This window comes from Brevibacillus sp. 7WMA2 (genome assembly GCF_010748895.1).
In the GTDB taxonomy this organism is placed as follows: Bacteria; Bacillota; Bacilli; order Brevibacillales; family Brevibacillaceae; genus Brevibacillus_B; species Brevibacillus_B halotolerans.
This window is the reverse complement of sequence record NZ_CP048799.1, coordinates 4753256-4774143: the sequence shown is the minus strand read 5'-3', so window position 1 is coordinate 4774143 and position 20888 is coordinate 4753256. Positions and strand designations below refer to the sequence as shown.

8 protein-coding genes and 1 pseudogene are annotated in these 20888 nt (G+C 40.3%); 1 reads left to right on the top strand and 8 read right to left on the bottom strand.

Going from position 1 to position 20888, the window contains the following annotated elements; translation table 11 throughout:
- Positions 1-16: 16 nt before the first annotated feature.
- The 5 genes from GOP56_RS20710 to treP all read right to left on the bottom strand — a co-directional run bounded on the left by GOP56_RS20710 (position 17) and on the right by treP (position 15797).
- Positions 17-7609: a non-ribosomal peptide synthetase gene (locus tag GOP56_RS20710; RefSeq protein WP_163246506.1), complete on the bottom strand. Its 7593-nt coding sequence runs from the start codon at positions 7607-7609 to the stop codon at positions 17-19.
- A gap of 2 nt (positions 7610-7611) precedes the next feature.
- Entirely contained in the window at positions 7612-9537 is a 1926-nt protein-coding gene (locus tag GOP56_RS20705; RefSeq protein ID WP_163246504.1) for a non-ribosomal peptide synthetase, read from the bottom strand.
- A 688-nt stretch (positions 9538-10225) separates the two neighbouring features.
- Positions 10226-12424: a DNA topoisomerase III gene (locus tag GOP56_RS20700; RefSeq protein ID WP_003339104.1), complete on the bottom strand. Its 2199-nt coding sequence runs from the start codon at positions 12422-12424 to the stop codon at positions 10226-10228.
- A gap of 175 nt (positions 12425-12599) precedes the next feature.
- The gene (gene treC, locus GOP56_RS20695; RefSeq protein ID WP_163246502.1) at positions 12600-14279 is read right to left on the bottom strand and encodes an alpha,alpha-phosphotrehalase; all 1680 of its coding nucleotides are present in this window, start codon (positions 14277-14279) and stop codon (positions 12600-12602) included.
- A gap of 75 nt (positions 14280-14354) precedes the next feature.
- Positions 14355-15797, bottom strand: coding sequence for a PTS system trehalose-specific EIIBC component (gene treP, locus GOP56_RS20690; protein WP_163246501.1), 1443 nt, complete (start codon positions 15795-15797; stop codon positions 14355-14357).
- A 415-nt stretch (positions 15798-16212) separates the two neighbouring features.
- Between treP and GOP56_RS20685 the strand changes: the two are divergent.
- Positions 16213-16629 (top strand): annotated as a pseudogene (locus GOP56_RS20685) (VOC family protein).
- An 85-nt stretch (positions 16630-16714) separates the two neighbouring features.
- On the opposite strand, the gene treR reads toward GOP56_RS20685, so the two are convergent.
- From treR to GOP56_RS20670, 3 genes are all read right to left on the bottom strand, one after another.
- Positions 16715-17425: a trehalose operon repressor gene (gene treR, locus GOP56_RS20680; RefSeq protein WP_163246500.1), complete on the bottom strand. Its 711-nt coding sequence runs from the start codon at positions 17423-17425 to the stop codon at positions 16715-16717.
- A gap of 405 nt (positions 17426-17830) precedes the next feature.
- Entirely contained in the window at positions 17831-19300 is a 1470-nt protein-coding gene (locus tag GOP56_RS20675) for a lytic polysaccharide monooxygenase (RefSeq protein WP_163246499.1), read from the bottom strand.
- Positions 19301-19657: 357 nt separating this feature from the next.
- A complete protein-coding gene (locus GOP56_RS20670) occupies positions 19658-20374 on the bottom strand; it encodes a lytic polysaccharide monooxygenase (RefSeq protein WP_371808002.1) in 717 nt (238 codons plus the stop codon).
- Positions 20375-20888: the final 514 nt, after the last annotated feature.

Sequence of the window (20888 nt, the reverse complement as noted above, 5' to 3'; positions counted from 1 at the left end):
CCATATTTTTGCCTAGTTATTTGTATACCTCTTCTTCCAGGTCATCAAAAATATCATCTAGTTCTTCCATGGTGAGATCATTGATATCAAAATCGCTTGGTGTATGCTCTACTCCTTCTTTCGCCCGGCAATGATTGATAATCTCAAGCAAGTAGGATTTGAAGTTTTGAACAAGGGCTGCGATTGTCTCTGGATAGTACGCACGAGAGTTATAACTAAAGTGCATTTGCAGTCTGTCAGCTTCTATACTTCCATTGATATCTAGGGACAGCTCACTGGTATTTGCCGGGCTAATCAGATCACCCATTAAAGAGGAGTTCCCCTCTTCCTTATCTGTAAATTGGCCTAGATAGTTAAAACTGATTTCTGGCTTAAGCTTGAACGTCTCTTTGGCCAAATATTTAAGAATCCCATAGCCAAACCCTTTGTTAGGTACACGACGCAACGTTTCCTTTACTTGTTTAATGGCAAACGAAATGTCTGTTTTCGTCAGATGAATAGCAACCGGATACTCTGATGTAAACCACCCAACTGTACGGGAGATATCTACGTTATCTAGAATTTCTTCACGTCCATGCCCCTCCATACTAACTAGCAACTGCTCTTTATTCGTCCATTCCTTCAAAGCTAAAGCCAGTGCCGTGAGTAGCAGATCATTTATTTCCGTCTGGTACGCCTTATGAGCCTCTGTAACTAGCTGCTGGGTTTCCTCAGTTGATAAAGACATCGATACAGTTAAAAATTCCTCATAGGTTGTCTTATTTGAGGTTGCGGCTTCTATATCTTTGTGTAAGGTATAGTCCGTGATAGCTTCATCTAAATGGCGCCAATAGGAAAGCTCATGTTCTAGCTCCTTGCTTTGGGCGTACTCTTGGAGCTTTTGAGACCATGCTTGGAACGAGGTCGTTTTTAATGGCAGAGAATCGTTTCCGTTATATAAATGATAGAAGTCTTCTAGTAGGATACGCCAAGACACCCCATCTACCACTAAGTGATGAATGGCAATTAACAAATAAGCTCCTTCATTAGCACGGAACAATCCGATCTGCACTAAAGGTCCTTCTACGATATCCATACTTGCCTGCATCCGATTCGCCGCTGCTTTCCAGTTCGACTGATCTTCTCCATCTTGTCTTGCATCAATGATTTCGAAATGATAGTTCGAGCCTTCCAATCCCCGGTTACGCTGTACGACCCCTTGCTCGTCGAGGCTATATACGATTCGCAGTGCATCATGGTGCTGAGTTAGCATCTCAAAAGCTTTGTCTACTTTCTGCTCATCCCAGCCCTCCGCATTAAAGAGGAGAACCGATTGATTGTAATGGTTGACCTGCGGGAATGATTGGGTAAAGAACCAATGCTGGATCGGTGTAAGCGGAATATTCCCTTCTACTACTCCTTGATCGATCTCCTGAACGATCTGTTGTACAAGCAGACTTAGCTCAGCAATCGTTGGGTTCTTAAACAATTCCCGCATTTTAACCTTGAGATTATGCTTATTAAGTCGGGCTGAAATTTGGATGGCTTTAATTGAATCTCCACCTAATTCAAAGAAATTGTCATGAATTCCTATATTTTCAACACCAAGCACACCAGTCCAAATCTGAGATAAAATGGATTGGATAGGGTTAGTAGGGGCTACATAATCCTGCCCTCTCTGCATTTGCTTTTCTGGTTTTGGTAATGCTTTTTTATTAACTTTTCCATTAGGTGTTAGCGGTAGCTCGTGCAGCTCCACAAAATACGAAGGTATCATATATTCCGGCAAAGAAGCCTTCAAATACTTACGTAAGTCAGCCGCATTCCATGATCCTTCTGTAATCAAATAGCTGCATAAATATGTAGCCTCTGACTCATCAGAACGTGGAATGACAATGGCTTCTTTAATGGCTGGATGCTCTAGTAGCCTTGTTTCAATCTCTCCTAGTTCAATACGGTGGCCTCTAATTTTTACTTGATCGTCTAATCTTCCGAAGTACTCAATTGTTCCATCAGGTAGCCATCTGACTAAGTCTCCGGAGCGGTACATTCTTTCACCCGGGGCAAACGGATTGGAAACGAATTTTTCTTGGGTTAGATCAGGTCTGTTTAGATAGCCAAGTGCAACCCCTTCCCCGCCAATGCAAAGCTCGCCAGGAACACCAATCGGCTGTAATTGATTATTGCTATTTACTACATACACCTTTTTATTCGTAACGGGTCTACCGATATGCGGTTTCCCTTCTGGTGTACATACACCGACAGTGGCATCTACAGTTGTTTCCGTCGGGCCATATGCATTTAGGAAGACACGATTTTCTCCCCACGCTTTAACAAGGTCAGCCGGCAATGTCTCCCCACCCGTACTTATATATGCGAGATCAGGTAAATCCTCATAAGGAAGCATCCGCAGAGCCGACGGTGAAATAAATGGAATCGAGCTAATCCGATTTTTCTTTAGCCATGCCACGAATTCATTACCGGATAAAAGCAAATCCTTTTCTACCAAATACAGGCATGCTCCGTTTAATAATGTATAAAAAATCTCGCCCACAGATGAATCAAAACTAAAGGATGCAAACTGTAGAATACGACTCGAAGGATAGATACCAAAGGTTTCAGCTGTAAGCTGCATATTGATCACGCATCGATGATTAATCAATACTCCTTTTGGTTTTCCGGTTGATCCAGATGTATAAATGATATAAGCCAAGTCGGATGAGTTATTCACCTTAGGAATATTTTCCATATTCATCTTTAGCAATTCTGGAGTATCAATAGCGATGACTTTACCTTCAAAGGAAGCTGGTGCAGTTTGGTCACTTTGCGTTAAGAGAATCTTCGCTTTGCTGTCAGATAACATATAATCGATACGATCCTCAGGATAATCAGGATCAATAGGTAGGTAGGCTCCACCCGCCTTCAAAATACCTAGCATACTAATGATCATCTCAAACGATCGATCCACCATTAAACCGATAAAATCATTTGCGGAAATCCCATTGCCACGTAATAAATGCGCAACTTGGTTAGCACGTTGATTTAATTCCTGATAGGTCATTTGCTTGTCTTTAAAGACTAAGGCAATGCTGTGCGGAGCTTTTTCTGCCCATTCTTCAAATTGCTCCTGAATCGTTTTTTCGCTGTCAAAGGATTTATCCGATTGATTAAACTCAATCAAAATTTGTTGTTTTTCTGCCTCGGTCAGCAGTTCAATCTCAGAAATAGACAGGTCTGGCTGATCAAGGATTTGCTCCAAAATATGCTCAAAATGCTTAGCCATGCGCTCAATGGTCGCCCGATCGAACAAGCTCGTGCTATATTCAACCAAAATCTCCAATGATTCACCTTCCACCACTGTCCAATCCAAGTCAAATTTTGCCTTCTTCCAATCAAATAAGCGTGGGCAGAAACGTAAATCATCGAACTGTACAGCAGATGGTAATTTCTCTACGGAGAACATTACATCGAATAAAGGATTACGGCTTACATCGCGCTGAACTAGCGTTTTTTCAACCAGCTCCTCAAATGGATAGTCTGGATTTTGATAAGCACCTAGTACTGTTTCTTTGACCTCTGAGAGATACGTTAAGAAGGAATGCTCTACTTTTGGAGCTGTTCTGATGGCCAGCGTGTTTACAAACATCCCAAATACTCTGTCTAAATCTGCGTGTGGACGTCCAGCAATCGGTGTACCTACAATGAGGTCCTCTTGACTTGTATATTTCGTCAATAGAATGTTATAGACCGTCAGCAGTACGGTGTATAACGTCGTTTTTTCCTTAATCGCTAATTTTCTCAGCTTCTCTGTTAGACCAGCAGATAACTCGTGTGTGATTAATGCTCCAGCAAATTGTTTATCAACCGGGCGCTGGTAATCCGTAGGCAATTCCAGAACAGGAATTTCCCCTTGGAATTGACCTAACCAATAATCCTCTTGTTGTTGCAAACGCTTCTGTTGTTCTTCCGAATGCTGCCAAACGGCATAATCCTTATATTGTATTTTGAGAGATGGCAATTCCTCGCCCTGATACAGCTTGGTAAGCTCATCAAAAAATATCTGGTATGAAAATCCATCCGAAATAATATGATGCATATCTAATAACAATACATGCCGACTAGCATTGACACGAATCAGCTTAGCTCTAAATAAAGGAGCTTGACTCAAATCAAATTTACGGAGGAATTGGAACATTTTTTCATCAATTTCTTGCTCTGAAGCGACAACTGACTCTAGATCAATATCTAAATCCCACAATACATCTGCATGTATCTTTTGCATCAATACTTCATTGATCATGTGAAATGATGTCCGCAACGACTCGTGCCTTGCGACAAGACTCTTTACTGTTTGTTGTAGCTTTTCTACTTGAAGAGGCCCTGTGATTTCCATCATAAACGGCATGTGATAACTGCTAGTAGCTTCTTCATCCTCCCATTGCTGGGCGATATACATCCGTTTTTGAGCGGCAGTAACTGGATAATATGGTTTCTCTTCTGCTGCTTCAATTTCAATATAGTTTGCTTCTTCTGACCCAGTCAGATAGGCAGCCAATTCCTTCACGGTCGGACGACTGAATACTTCCTTCAACGGTATCTTTATTCCAAAATCCTTATGAATTCGTGAAACCAAAAGCATTGCTTTTAAGGAATGACCGCCTAATTCATAAAAGCTATCTTGGGTACCAACACGCTCTACATCCATCACTTCCTGGAATAGCTGAACCAATTTTTCTTCCATCTCATTCTCCGGCATGGTATATGCGTGTAAAGCCTGAGATTCCGGTTCGGGCAATGCTCGCTTATCTACTTTTCCATTTGAAGTAAGCGGTAGGCTATCCAGCTCGATAAAATAAGAAGGAACCATATATTCTGGCAAGGTTTCCATCAGATAATTCCGTAATTCCGTTACAGGGCAGAAGTTGTCTGTAACAAGATACGCACCTAAAAAAGAATGGCCATTTGCATCCTGTTTAGCCACCAGCACTGTTTCTCGAATCGAAGGATGCTCAAGCAGTTTTGCCTCAATCTCCCCTAGCTCGATACGATGTCCACGAATCTTGACTTGTTCATCAATCCGCCCCATGTATTCCATGACACCTTCAGGCAGCCAACGAACCAGGTCACCTGTACGGTACATTCTCTCACCTGGTTTAAGTGGATTATCAATAAATTTGTCTGCCGTTAAGTCGGGACGATTCAGATATCCAGGCGAAATGCATTCTCCTGCTACACATAACTCCCCTGGTACTCCAAGTGGTTGTAATTGATCATCTAATCCAAAAACATATACCGAAGTGTTGCTCAAAGGACGTCCGATCGGGACACTTCCCAGCTTTTTAATCGCGTTATCGACTGTATAGGTAGTAGCGAACACCGTTGTTTCTGTCGGACCATATCCATTTACTAGGCGCCCTTCACCCAAATAATCCAATGCTTTTTCTACATGCTTACATGAAGCCTTTTCCCCGCCAAATAAAACCTTACGTGTATGTTGGAAGCTGGTTACATCAAGATCAACCAACGTATTGAATAGAGAGGTTGTCATTAAAGCTACCGTGATATTGCTATCTTTGATGATTGCTAACAAATCGGTCGTATTCATGAGTGTTTGCTTGGGAACTAGCACGAGGGTAGCTCCGTTTAGCAAAGCACTGTATATATCAAAGGTAGAACCATCAAAAGCATAATTAGACATTTGCAATATTCGATCTGTTGAAAAAATATCAAGATAGCCATTGTTGATTATGGTAGTCATAATGTTTCGATGAGTAATCAGGATACCTTTTGGCTTTCCTGTAGTCCCAGATGTATACATGATATTGGCAACATCCTGCGGCTGATTGACTAAATCCAGGTTCTCTGTATTCTCATCTGCCCAAAGTTCCTCTGTGAGGATAAGTACTTCACCCTGATAATTGGCTGGAATCATTTCCGCTTTTTGCACAAGTAAGAGATAGGATCGACTATCTTCGAGCATATATTGGATACGCTCCGCAGGATACGTAGGGTCAATAGGCATATAAGCTCCGCCGGCTTTTAATATCCCAAGAATGCCTATTATCATCTCTAGTGAACGCTCTGCCATTAAACCAACTACCTGAGTTGGCAGCGTATTATGCTTCTGTAAAACACGTGCCAATTGATTGGCTTTAGCGTTCAATTCCCTATAGGTAAGCTGCTTATCCTCATATTCCAGCGCTACCTGATCTTCATTTTTGGCTGCTTGCTCTTCAAACCGTTTATGCAATGTTTGCTTGTCTGGATAATCAACTGACGTTTGATTCCATTCCTCTAGTAGCAAGTGGCTTTCCTTTTCATCAAGATTGGCTTGTTTATCTATTTTTTCATCTATGTGAAGAGCAATCTTTTCTAAAATTCGTTGATAATAGTTAATTAGTTTTATGGTATCTTCTTCTGGCAGTGCAGATACAACCCGAACAAAATAGTCATCCATTGTGGTCGAAACAGAAAAGTCAAACATGGTGTTTGTTTTTTCATATCCATCTAACCAAAACTTTACTTTATGATCCTTTATCCCTTTAAATACATGGAAGTCGACAAAGTTAAAAAGACAGTCAAAAACTGGATTACGCTCGCTTCCCGTATCGCCAATTACTTCAATAATCTTAGCAAAGGAAAGTCTTCCATATGTTTTAATCTCAACAAGCTTTTGCTGTGTCTGCTCTAATAGCTCTCTGTAGCTCATATCTTTCTGTATAATGGCGCGGAATGGAACTGAGTTAAGAAAACATCCCAACACCTTTTCAGCATCTTCTATAATTGGTCGGTTGTTCTCAATCAATCCCACAGTCAGGTCTCTCTCATAAGAAATCATATGCATCATAGAAAGAAAGGCTGTTAGGCATACGGTCTTTAATGGAATGTGATGAGCTTGTGCAATTTCTCTGCATTTATTTATGATGTCAGGGTCTAGCTTCTCAACAACGGTAACGTGAACACCGCCATTTTCATCCACCTTTACTGGGAGCTGTAGCCGTTTGTAATCTTTTAATTCCTCTTTCCAATATTCACGCAGCTCATTTTGCTCAGATAATAGCATCTGATCAATCACATAATCCTTATAGGTCGTGTTCAAATGCTCCAAAGTGCAAGTTTTGTGCTTTAATTTGAAATAAACATCAATTAATTCCGTAATAAAAGATGCAACACTCCATCCATCCAAAATAGCATGATGAAAGATCCAGACTAAAGCAACTTGGCTTGCATTCAGTTTAAAAACGCTCATTCTCCATAGAGGAGCGGTTGTTACATCAAAAGGGGATTGACGATCCTGCGCCAAATACTGATGGATATACTCTTTTTGTTTTTCTCCCAGATGCGTAATGTCTGTCTCATCAATTCGAACAGAAACCTCCTGGTGCACTACTTGAACTGGAGTGGAAAATTCCTCAATATGAAAGCTGGTTTTTAAGATGTCGTGCTTATCAACCATCATTCTCATCGCTTGCTCTAGTACATGAACATCAAATGAATCATCATCTACTTGATAAACAAATTGATCATGGTATACAGCTTCGTGTACATGTTTTAACGAATGGTAGACCATCCCTAGCTGTATATCGCTCATTGGAAATAGGTCTTTAGCGTTGCTTAGCTTATCCGACATGACTATTTCTCACTTCCCAAAATTTTCTCTTTTAAACGGTCCAATTCCTGAAGTTTCAACAGTTTTTGATTGCTAGATTGCTTGCCTTGTTCACCGATTTGCTGTCCCATTTCTCTAATGGTTCCATGCTTGTACAAATCACCAATTTGGAAACTAATCTGAAACTCTTTATTTATAGCATGCAATAGCTTAATCGCTTTGATGGAATCGCCACCTAGAGCAAAATAATTATCGTCTATGCTGATCGGTTGCATTCCAATATTTTCTTCCCATATGTGGACTAATTGCTTTTCTGTAGGTGTTTGTGGAGCTACATAAGCTTCTGTAGGGCTTTCTTGAAGTGATGGTTCTATTTTACGAAGTGATTCTTTATCAATTTTTCCATTTGGCGTAACAGGCATTTGCGACACAAAAATGAAATGAGCCGGAATCATATAAGAGGGTAATGTTGTAGTAAGTTGATTACGAAGATCTGCTGCTGCCAAATCTTCCGTAGATGTTAAATAGGCATGTAATTGTGGTTGTGCATCTTTATCATTTGTAACTAAAACTACTGCTTCTTTAATCCCTTTTTGCTTCAATAGCTCGGCTTCTATTTCTCCGAGTTCAATGCGATAGCCTCTGATTTTTACCTGATGGTCAATCCTGCCTAAGTATTCTAGCTCTCCTTCAGGTAGCCATCTAGCTAGGTCTCCTGTGCGATACATTCTTTCTTCAGAGACAAACGGGTTATCCATAAATCGTTCTTCCGTCAATTCAGGTTTGTTTAAATAACCGCGGGCTACTCCCTTGCCGCTCACATACAGTTCACCTTTCACTCCAATTGGAGCTAGGTTTCTCTTGGAATCTAAAACATAGGTTCTAAGCGTTGGGATAGGCTTTCCGATATTGCTAACTGTGCTGTCCATATCATGTAATTGAAACTCCTTATAAGTCACATGAACAGTTGTTTCTGTAATACCGTACATATTAATCAAGGCTGTATTTGGATATTTTTGTTTCCATGCTTTCAACTGTGATGGCGTCAACGCTTCTCCACCAAAAATGATTTTACGAATCGATAAATTGCTGTCTGAGTGCTGCATCTCTTCAGACGAGAGCTGATAAAAAGCTGTAGGGGTTTGATTTAAAATCGTAACCTTTTGCTCCTGAAGTAAATTTCGGAAGGCCTGAGGATCTCTAGCTATCTCAAAAGAGACGAGAACGATTTTTCCTCCATACAGTAAAGCCCCATACATCTCCCAAACAGAGAAGTCAAAACAGAACGAATGGAAAACGGTCCAGACATCATCACTAGTAAAATCAAATAGGTTTCTGTCATTAAATAGCAAGCGAATGACATTTCGATGTTCAATCATAACCCCTTTTGGTTTACCAGTAGAACCTGATGTATAGATAATATAGGCCAAATCTTCAGGCTTATTTACATGCTCTAGATCAGATGTCTCTTCGTTTAAAAGGGAGCTATCGTACAAGAGGATCAGCTCTGCATTACAGCCTTCCGGAACCATCTCTCTATGTTCTGCTAAGACAATTTTGGTCTGGCTATCATTGATCATATAAAGAATACGTTCTGTAGGGTATGTAGGATCAATAGGCATATAAGCAGCTCCAGCCTTTAATACGCCGAGAATGGAAATAAGCATGTCCATGTTGCGATCTGCTAGAATTCCAACGATCTCATCTGGAGCAACTCCATGCTTCCGTAAGCTATGTGCTACTTGATTGGCTCGTTCATTCATTTCTTTATACGTCATACTTTGTTCATTAAAAATTACCGCAGTTTGATTCGGTCTTTCTTGGACTTGCTTTTCAAACAGCCCATGAATGGTCATCTCCTGAGGAAAATTAGCGTCCGTATCATTGAATTGATTCAATAACTTATGCTTTTCTGTTTCACCCAAAAAATTTAATGTAGATAAATCCATCAGGACCACCTCTTTGTCTTTTAAAATAAAAAAACGAAAAATTTCGAATCATATGTAGCTGATCTTCCTTCTAACAGGTAACGATTTGCTCACATCATCGCTAACATTTAGGCTAGTAAATATGCGACAAATAATTGCATTATAATACATAAAATTACAGGTTTATTTTTCAATACTACCAATAATGGACATTTTCTTCAATATTTTTCTATCACATTTTATTATTATGTTTTTATTATGTAAAAATAATGATTTTGTTTTCTGTGAATTAGTAACAATGTTATTTACCAATCAAATTATTGTTATTTTTTCGATTCGTTACTGTTTTTTATTAGACTAAAAAAAGAAGGCGTTATCAAATCGTAAAAATAGCCGTAAAAGCTCGTATCTATAGTCTTCTTGTATAGTGAACAGCGTTCTCGACTCTATGTTTTCCAAGATATAAAAACATTTACATTTTATGGAATATAACAATCTCATTTTTGCTTTCATTTATGGATAAAGTAAATAGATGCACTTCTTTCAAAATCTCTTAACATAAAAATAATAAATTCTGAAATTTTCTTCAGATTTTGTTAATTCCTTTTTTCCATATAGAAAAGAGAAGCTAAAATAGACGCCCTTTCTCTTAGCTAATAAAGAGAGCGGGCGCCTTATTTTCGAGCCTATCTTTTCTATATAAAATGACTTACTGATCTAGCTTAAAATTCTTTAATGCCTCCATCAAGGCTGGATTACCTAAGCTTTCTTGATCTCGTTGCTGATTTTTCATATACTGTGCTACATCTCGTTTCGAAACATTTGTCTGTTTCTCCTTGCTACGTCTGTCGTTAAACGTCGACAGTTTTTCACGATGTCCACATTTGCATACGAATATCTTTCCTTCTCCTTCCCCACGCATCTCCATCTTCTTTCGACATTGTGGGCATCTGGCATTTGTAACCTTGGATACGGCCTTACGGTGACCGCACTCACGATCCTGACAAACTAACATTTTTCCTTTTTTCCCATTTACCTCAAGCATCAGCTTTCCACAATCCGGGCATTTGGAGCGAGTCAGATTGTCATGACGAAATTTTTGCTCACTAAATTTGATCTGTTGAACGATTTGCTCTGCATACTTCTTCATTTCCTGTATGAAGCTGTTTTTAGCCAGGCTTCCTTTCGAGATCGCTCCAAGCTTCACTTCCCATTCAGCAGTAAGAGCCGGTGAGCGAAGTCCTTCTGGTACAAGCTCAAGTAATTGCTTTCCTTTAGAAGTAATATGAATATGCTTGCCGCGCTTTTCAATGAGGAAGCTATTAAACAATTTTTCAATAATATCGGCGCGAGTAGCAACAGTTCCTAATCCACCTGTCTCACCTAATGTTTTAGCTAGCTGCTTATCAACCTGTCCCATATAACGGACAGGATTCTCCATAGCTGAAAGGAGTGTAGCCTCCGTAAATGGCTCTGGAGGTTTTGTTTCCCCTTTTGTAAAAGAAACGGTTTGTACAGATAGTTGCTCACCTTGTACAAGCTTTGGTAAAAGCTGTTCTTTTAATCCATCTCCTTGATCCTCTTCATCAAAGTGGTTATCATAAATTTCCTTCCAGCCCTGATGCGTTATCGTCTTCCCTTTTGCTAGAAATTCCTCGTTGCCAATTCGGGCACGAATACTAATTTGTTCATATTCAAAAGGCGGATATAGCACAGCCAGAAAGCGTTTAACCACAAGGTCATAAATTTTACGTTCCCTATCGCTAAGCTTATTCATCATTACAGATTGCTCAGTTGGAATAATCGCATGGTGATCAGATACCTTGCTATTATCCACTACATGTTTACCAGCTCGAATCGGTTGCTTTAACAGCTTAGCTGCAAACGGAGTGTATGGCTTAACAGATATCGCTCTCAATCGATCAGGTAATGTTTCGACAATATCTGATGTCAAATAGCGAGAATCTGTCCGCGGGTATGTGAGTACCTTATGTGTTTCGTACAGCCCTTGCATAATGGAGAGGGTTTCCTTTGCCGAAAAACCAAAACGCTTATTCGCATCACGTTGTAGTTCAGTTAGATCATATAAAGCTGGGGCGAAGCTTTTCTTGTCAGCCTTCTTGATGTCAATAATTTCAGCTTGCTTGTTTTTACTGCTTTCGACAATTTTCTCAGCCTTCTCCTTGGTAAACGTCTTCATATCTTTGGTTTGCTGATCCTGCCACGTAAGCTTTAATCCATTACCTGTGATCGCTTGAACACCATAATAGGGGCGAGGAACGAACCTTTGAATCTCCTCCTCACGTTTGGCAATCATTGCCACTGTAGGAGTTTGTACACGCCCGCAGGAGAGCTGGGCATTATGCTTCGTTGTAAGAGCACGAGTGGCATTGATCCCGACAAACCAGTCAGCTTCAGCGCGAGCTACAGCAGAAGCATAGAGATTCTCGTATTCCTTGCCATCTCGCAGCTTTCTGAAGCCATCACTGATTGCTTTATCAGTCACAGAGGAAATCCATAGTCGTTTAATAGGCTTTTTCACATGTGCCTTTTCTAAAATCCATCGCGCCACCAGCTCACCTTCACGACCAGCATCAGTAGCAATAATCACTTCTGAAATATCCTGACGCGCTAATAATTTTTTTACAATCTGATATTGCTTGGAGCTCTGTCTGATGACAGTTAATTGCAGGCGAGACGGCAACAGCGGTAAATCCTCCAGCTTCCAAGCTTTATATGTCTCTCCATAGGCTTCAGGATCAGCCAACGTAACCAGATGGCCAAATGCCCAGGTTACTACATATTTGTCGCCTTCAAGGTACCCATTTCCCTGTTTGGTACATTTCAAGACTCTGGCGATATCTTTACCCACTGAGGGTTTCTCTGCTAAAACAATCTTTTTACTCATGTTGTCATCCTCTCAAAACCGGATTCTATCGGTTGAACATGACGATCTTATTATGTCAACCACTCTCCTTCTTATGATACCGCTGTATGGCTGTGAGTACAAATAGAAACAAAAAAACAAAATGCCCATTTCCCGATCCGAAGCTGGGAGGTGGGCATTCTGTTTTTCTAAGCTGTTATTTTATTACAATAGCAAGCGACTCATATGGACGCAATGTAAATTTGTCCAATGTTGCCGGCACATCAGGATAGTTGGTCAGAATAACCTCCATATGTGCTTTTTGAGCTATTTCCTTCGGCAGTACAAATTCTGTTGGCTCTGCGTAAAAATTATTAACTACGACTAGCGACTCAGCACCATATTGGCGTACATAGGCATAAATCTGAGGATGCTCTGGATACAGCATTGTAAAATCGCCGTATGCAATAACATCATGCTTTTTGCGTAACTGGATCAATTTTTGATAGTGATACCAGATGGAATCCTGATCTTCTTGCGCTCGCTGCGCATTGATAGATGGATAATTATTAGCTACATGAATCCAAGGAGTACCTGCCGTGAATCCGCCGTTAGGAGCGTCCATCCATTGCATTGGTGTACGTGAATTATCTCTGGATTTTTGTTTGATCGCCTTCATAATCTCCTGCTCAGAGATGCCTGTCTCCTGAAGCAAATGGTAGGCATTAATCGTTTCTACATCACGATATTCCTCAATACGAGAAAAACCAGGATCAGTCATACCAAACTCTTCCCCCTGATAAATATAGGGAGTACCTTGCATAAAATGAAGAGCCGTACCCAGCATTTTCGCAGATTCCTTATGATACTTCTGATCATCTCCAAAGCGAGTAACTACACGCGGTTGATCGTGATTGCACCAGAACAAAGCATTCCAGCCTTCACCTGCTTGCATTCCAACCTGCCATTCATTGAGAATGCTCTTCAATTTTCCAAAATCAAACTCACCTGCAGCCCACTTTTGTCCGCTCGGATAGTCGACCTTCAAATGATGGAAATTAAAGACCATGCTGAGCTCTTTTTCGTCTGGATTGGTATAGCGAATACAATTATCAATCGTTGTAGACGACATCTCTCCTACAGTTAAGATCTGAGGATAATGAGAAAACACCTGCTCATTCATTTCTTTTAAATATTCATGGATGCGCGGACCATCCGTATAAAAACGTCGTCCATCCTCCATTGGGCTTTGTAGCGTATCGTTTTGGAAGCTCTGATCCTTGGAAATTACATTAATAACATCTAAGCGGAAACCATCCACGCCTTTTTTCAGCCAAAAATGCATCATATCATAAATTTCGCGTCGTAACGTCGGGTTCTCCCAGTTCAAATCAGCTTGCGTCACATCGTACAAATGCAAGTAATATTGCCCTGTTTGCTCATCCCATTCCCAAGCGTTTCCACCAAATTTAGACTGCCAGTTCGTAGGTGGATTGCCATCCACACCATCTTTCCAAATGTAATAGTCGCGATACGGATTATCTTTGGAAGACCTTGCTTGTTTAAACCATTCATGCTCAATTGATGTATGGTTCACAACGATATCCATAATCAGCTTTATATTGCGCTGATGAGCCTCATGCAACAAATCCTCAAAGGACTCCATAGTTCCGTACTCCGGATTGATCGTATAGTAATCACTGATATCGTAGCCATTATCTTTTTGTGGGGACGCATAAATAGGAGTTAACCAGATTACATCCACACCTAATTGCTGTAAATAATCTAATTGACGAGTGATTCCTGCCAAATCTCCGATACCGTTTCCTGTTGTATCAAGAAAGCTTTTCGGATAAATCTGATACACGACTGCTTTCTTCCACCATGTTTTCTGCATTGCTTACACCACCATTTTTTGTAAAGACTTAATCTAGTTGTATGTGCATGACTTACGCGTCATAAATGTTAGTTGTTACGCTACAGACTTTGTCTCTTGCCCTTCTGCCTTTTTGCTACGCATTTTGCCAAAGATAATAGTAAGGACAAAAGGTATAACTAAAGCGATTGCCATTCCGACAAAGAACGGTAACCAATTTTGTGGGAAGATGGACAAGAAGCCCGGTAAACCACCCACACCAATCGAAGCCGCTTTCACCTTATTTATTGTAATAAATATAGCACCGAGTGCAGATCCAATCATCGCGGCGATAAATGGATAACGCATCCGTAGATTTACCCCGAACATAGCTGGTTCTGTAATTCCTAAGAAAGCAGAAATCGCTGATGTAAGTGATAAGCCCTTGCCTTTTTCATCGCGAATCAAAAACATCGTAGCTAATGAAGCAGAGCCCTGAGCAATATTAGAAAGCACTAAAATCGGCCATAAGAAGGTTCCGCCTACACTTGCGATCAATTGTAAATCTACTGCTAGGAAGGTATGATGCATACCAGTTACAACCAGCAAGGCATAGAAACCACCATAAATGAAACCGCCAACCGCTGCAAAATTATCAAAAATACTTACAAAGGCATTCGTAATAGCAGTTCCGACTGAGAAGGTTAATGGCCCAATCACGATAAATGATAGGAAACCTGTCACTAACAATGTTACTGGAGCTACTAATAATAGCTTGAAAGCGTCTGGTACACGCTTATTCATGAATTGTTCTATCTTCGCTAAACAAAACGCTGAAACCAGAACAGGTAACACTTGACCTTGATACCCAATTTTTTCAACACTTAGTCCAAATAAATTCCAGTATGGCACTGTACCTTTTGCAACTGCATCTCCATATCCCCAAGCATTTAATAAATCAGGGTGGATCAGCATTAACCCAAGTACCATTCCAAGAAGCTCACTGCCGCCAAAACGTTTAGCAGCAGACCAACCGATTAAGGCAGGCAAGAACACGAAGGACGTATTGGCAATAAGATTAATGATATCTGCTAGGTCTTTCCATTGACCATATACCTGAATAAGTGATTGGTCTGGGAAAAATATCCCTTTCCCTGTCAAAACATTATTTATCCCCATTAGCAAACCAGCAGTCACAATTGCGGGTAGAATTGGGATGAAAATATCAGCTAATGTTTTAATTGCTCGTTGTAGCGGATTTAATTTTTTTTCCGTAGCATCCTTAAGCTCCTGCTTGGAAGCCGTTTCTAAACTAGTAAGCTCTAATAAATGAGCATAAGCCTTTTCAACAAGACCAGGACCAATTACAACCTGAAACTGTCCATTCGCTGAAAAGGAGCCTTTTACTAGATCATTATTATCTAGCTCTTCCTTCTGGACCTTCTCCTCATCCAGCAAAGCAAGGCGTAAGCGCGTTACACAATGTGAAGCGGTTACAATATTTTCTTTACCGCCTAGTGCTTCAACGATCTCCTCCACGGACTTTTTGCTAACACTCATAGATGTACCTCCCCTTGGAATCGCTTTCATCCTTATTTGTTGATCTTAGTATAACTTGTATAGACAAGTTTGTAAACACTTGTTTATACAAGTTATACTAGACAAATTATTCTAAAGTACCGAGCGGAAATGCCCATCCCTGCATTATCAAGACAACACTACATCTAGCATGCAGACTCAAAAACACCCTGCTCCGCTTTAACCCGCTAAAAAACCAGCTACCTGATTAGGCACTAAAAATCTCATGATATCTACTGACTGATACTGCTTTGAAAGTGATACTAAAGCGTTCTCTTTTTTATTTTTAAAAAAATAGAATTAACGATGTAACTTCGCGAAATCTATAAATCTTACAATCGGGATTGTTCGAAAAGAAGCCATATGCAGCATATGAATAGGAAGTTTACTCCTGTGAATGAGGGAAGGCATTCCAGCATTGCCTATAACAGATATGAGGAAAAACGAGGATTTTTATCGTGATAAACTTGGTTTTACCGTCATTTATCACGAAGGAGGATTCATTATTATGAAATGTCATCATGTTGAGATTCAGCTTTGGATAGCCAGTGATGAGAGCTGGCGTAATCGAAATGCCTCTCGCTGATTGTTTCGGGTGCAGAATCGTTTTTTGCAGGTACAGCCAGCTGCCGAATCAGAGTGGAAAATATTGATGAGCTTTATCAGCGTATTCAACCGCTGGATATCCTACATTCCAATGGTCATGTAAAAGAGCAGCCGTGGGGGTGATCGTGATTTCAGCGTACTAGACCTGGACAATAACCTCATTACGTTGTTTGAACCCTTAAACATCAATAAGCAAAGGAAGTCATAGCCTATGTTTTATATAACAGGGCTGCCCAATAGAGGCATGAATTGTTCCTACATTATCTAGCTACTGCTTCACGTAAACGATTATTTCATCGCCTACGTGCAAAATCAGTAAACACAAATCGATCTGGACGATGTCGCGACTCTGTATACTCAAATATCGTACCGTCATATAAATGCACATAGTTGCGAACGACCACAACAAATCCAAATGCTTTCATATCCAGATACTCTCGATCTTTTCCTGTTGCTTGCTCTACTTGAATTACTCTTTGCGCAAACCCAATTTTTAATTCCAAATCATTCTCTATATAATCATAAATAGATTTTTCAGCGATTTCAGGAGTCAAGCCTGCACACTTTTCTTTGCTAAAATAGTTGATATCCAATATGACCCTTTCTCCATCCAGCTTTCTTACCCGATATAAATGATAAACGTCTATACCATTTGGAAGATGAGTTTTTTGTTCCAGTTTTTTATCAATAACCAGCTCTGTAAAAAATGGCACAGTTGTCGAAAAGACCAATCCGCTATTTTCGTTAGCTTCTTTAAAGCTAACTAATCCACCAAAGGAAAAGCTAATTGTATTTTGATCTAATACAAAGACGCCCTTCCCATGCATGCTGTTCACAAGCCCTTCTTCTGCCAGCATATCTAAAGCACGGCGAATCGTGCCCCTACTAGTCTCAAACTTTTTGCAAAAATCATTTTCAGAAGGTAATTTTTCCCCTGGTGGATACACTCCTTCAATAATTCCCTGTCTAATCTCTTCATAAATAGCAAGATATCTTCTGTTCATTATCCGTTCCTCCGTGTATCAATAGCCCTATCAATGCTTTATCTGTCTATATTCTCTATACCATACTACCAGAAGTTGTTAGGGATGAAAAAGAAATGGACGTAAATGAAAAAATCGGCTACTGAAAATGATCTTTGTTTCTAGGACGATAGATATTTTTCAAGAATAGGAAAATATCTGTATTTTCTTTATAATGTACAAACCAGAAAGAAAAGGAGAGGGCTAACTATGTCGACATCTAAATGAAAAGTGGGGATCATTAGGAAAAGTGCAGATCAAGGAACCCGTGTAAGCATTCTCCCCTAGTAAGCCTTAGCTTAGTAAATAAAAAGGGACCATTCAAAAATGCTACTGAATGGTCCCTTTTTCCTTTTTTCTAATCCTATCTGTTACTGCTCCGGTTACTTACTGTACAAGTGTCCATACGGATGATGTACTAGGCTCTTCACCTTTTGTCCACCATTTTGCTTGGTAGGTTTTACCCTCGTAGGATACTTTTGCTCCACCTTGGTAGGCTTTGTCGCTGTTCCATTTTTGTATAGCATCGCCCACCTGCTTCCATACATCAGTGCTGTCGGGACGGTCGCCGCGAGTCCACCATTGAGCCTCATATTCTACGCCCTCATATATCACTCGATCACCAGTATTATAAACGTTGTCTTTATTCCATGTGTCACCGGTGTTCCCAGTCTGCTCTTTTTCGGTACGCACTGTTACTTTTTGTGAGAAATCAGATTTATTACCTGCATGGTCAACAGCTACTACCATATAAGAATAGGTTGTGTCAGCCTTCAAATCTTTGTCTGTAAAGCTTGTTTCTGTAGTCGTCCCTACTTGTCGGCCATCACGGTACACTTCATAGGCGTGAATCCCATGGGGGGCTGTGGAAGCTGTCCAACTCAACTCAATTGTAGATGTAGTTTTGGCTGAAGATACTAGATTACCTGGTGCAGTTGGCAAATCCACTTGTTCGTCTTCTTTACTAGTTCTAACTGTGAATGGCTTGGACATCTCAGATTTATTTCCAGCGAAATCAATGGATCGAACCGTATATGTGTAAGCCGTATCGAGCGTCAATTCCTTATCTTCAAAATATGCCTGGCTAGTCTTACCTGCTAGACTACCATTGCGATATACTTCATATTCTTTGATACCTTCAGAGGCTGTCGATGCTGACCAGCGCAATTCAATACTTGTTGTTGTCTGTCCTGGAGAGGTCAGGTTACTAGGAATTGTCGGCAATTGTACCTCTGGTTCTGTTGGGTTACCATCGTTTTTCAAATTAACGTCGATTGCTTGATAAAAAGCATTCCCTGTGTCAGCGATTTCCCACACACCAAGGATGATATGGTAGCCACTGCGATCGGTCGGAACATTAACAACATGAGACACTGATTTAGGGGGAACCTTGCCACCATCGTTAAATGTAGCAATGAGTTCAAGATCGTTGCGCCCTAATGGCTTGTTGGGATTCCAATCTTTTTTCGTTATATAATATTTCCAGTCACCTGTAGAATGTGGAGCGGTTAAATACCACGTAAAAGTATTTTTCCCACCTTCCATGTCCACTTTTTTCCATCTACTATCGGTTTGGACAAAGAGTTCCTTATATTTTCCTGCTCCTGTAATCTCCCCATCTTTAGGTCCAGATTGTGGGAAATTACCTACTCCCTCTACACTTTGCGGTTCATATTGAATTTGACCGCAACCAACGTTTTGTCCTTGCTTACAAAGTAAAGCCCTGCTCGTAGGTGATTCAATGTAACCATGTGCTGACGCGCTGCCTGCAAATACCATCGTACCAGCCATAGCGGCCAGCGTTATTCCAAAAGCTATAGAGCTTTTCCCAAAAACTGTTTTCCATTGCAAAGTCATTCTGTCTACCTCCTAGTATGTGATTTTCTAGGTTATACGAAATACTTTGTAACATTTGTTATTTTATTAAAATTGGTAGCAGATTAGATAGATTCTTTACGACTGAATTATCACATTACAATAGTCATATTTTTAAATCTACTAATTTTTAAAAGTAAAAGATTTGATTATGATAAAATCCAGTAAAATGATGGAAACGGCAATTCTTTCCTGTATGTATTTTCTATGTAACTTTTTTTAGGATGAAAGAACTAGATTTATGTTATTATTACATTATTTTTTCTGAATAGGTTTTTTGACTCAAAAAAGCCGAATAATAGGCGTTTTAGTGACACCTATTATTCGGTCTATAATGAATCAGTATAGCGCCCGTTGATCACCAGCAAACCAGTGGGCACGCGGCAGAATACTTCCCTGTTTCATTTGTTGTATCGTAGAAAAGATAGGGCTTACCTTTTCCATTTGAGGAGCTTGTGGTGCTATAGCAGTCTTGCTTACATCGATCGAGACTTGCTCAGTAGCAGTGCTTTTGACCAGATTAACGTCTATCACCTGATAAAAAGCATTCGTGGTATCCGCAATCTCCCACACAGCCAGAATAAGATGATAACCACTGTGATCAGTTGGTACATTGCAGGTATGAGTCACCGTTGTACCTGGTCTGTTTCCACCATCGTAATAGTAGCAAAACGGAACTACGTCTAAGTCGGAGCGAGCAAGTGGTTTATTGGGATTCCAGCCATTTTTCGTAATGTAATACTTCCACTCCCTTGTGCTATGCGATGCTGTCAATCTCCACTTAAACGTATTTTCCCCACTATGCATCGTTACTTTTTTCCAACGATCAGCGGTTTGTGTATACAGCTCGGGATAGCGCCCTGCCCCTGTGATTTGTCCATCCGGTGGGCCAGATTGTGGAAAGGACCCTTCTCCTTCTACACTCTGAGGCTCATACTGAATGGGACCACAATTCATGTTTTTGCCTTGTTTACACATATAAGCCCGACTTGTAGGTGATTCCACATAGCCGTGAGCTGATACACGTTCAGCAATAAACATAGCCCCTGTTATCATTACTACTAGCAGTCCAAAAGCAACACATACCTTGATTGCCACCTTGCTCATGACGCACTGTTCTGTCATTTAATGACCTCCCATGATGTGGTAAAGCAAAGTTCTGACAAGACCGCCATACTCACCTCCATTTATAACATTAGTAATATTATAAAAATGGGAGCCATTATTTAGAACTTATTAAACTGTTTTTTTACAGTTCAGATGCTTTTTTTGCTATATAGTAAACTACAATTGGCTAATTATTCTGGTAACCGGGATTTCCTGGTGTTTTCGAATCCTTCGCTTTTGAGAAAAGACAATGTGCAAGAGCTCCTCTAATAGGAAGCGACACCGGCTCTTCTGTGCTGCTTCCAACGGCTGATATTGCTCCACGATTTGCTGCATGAATAGATATGCCTGGTACGGAAGGAATTCAGTCATCCAGCCACTTTGCGGCAGATTATCATGATTCTTACTATATCGTATATGTTCTTCCGTATACTCGACTAGCTGATAATACTCAAAGCCGACT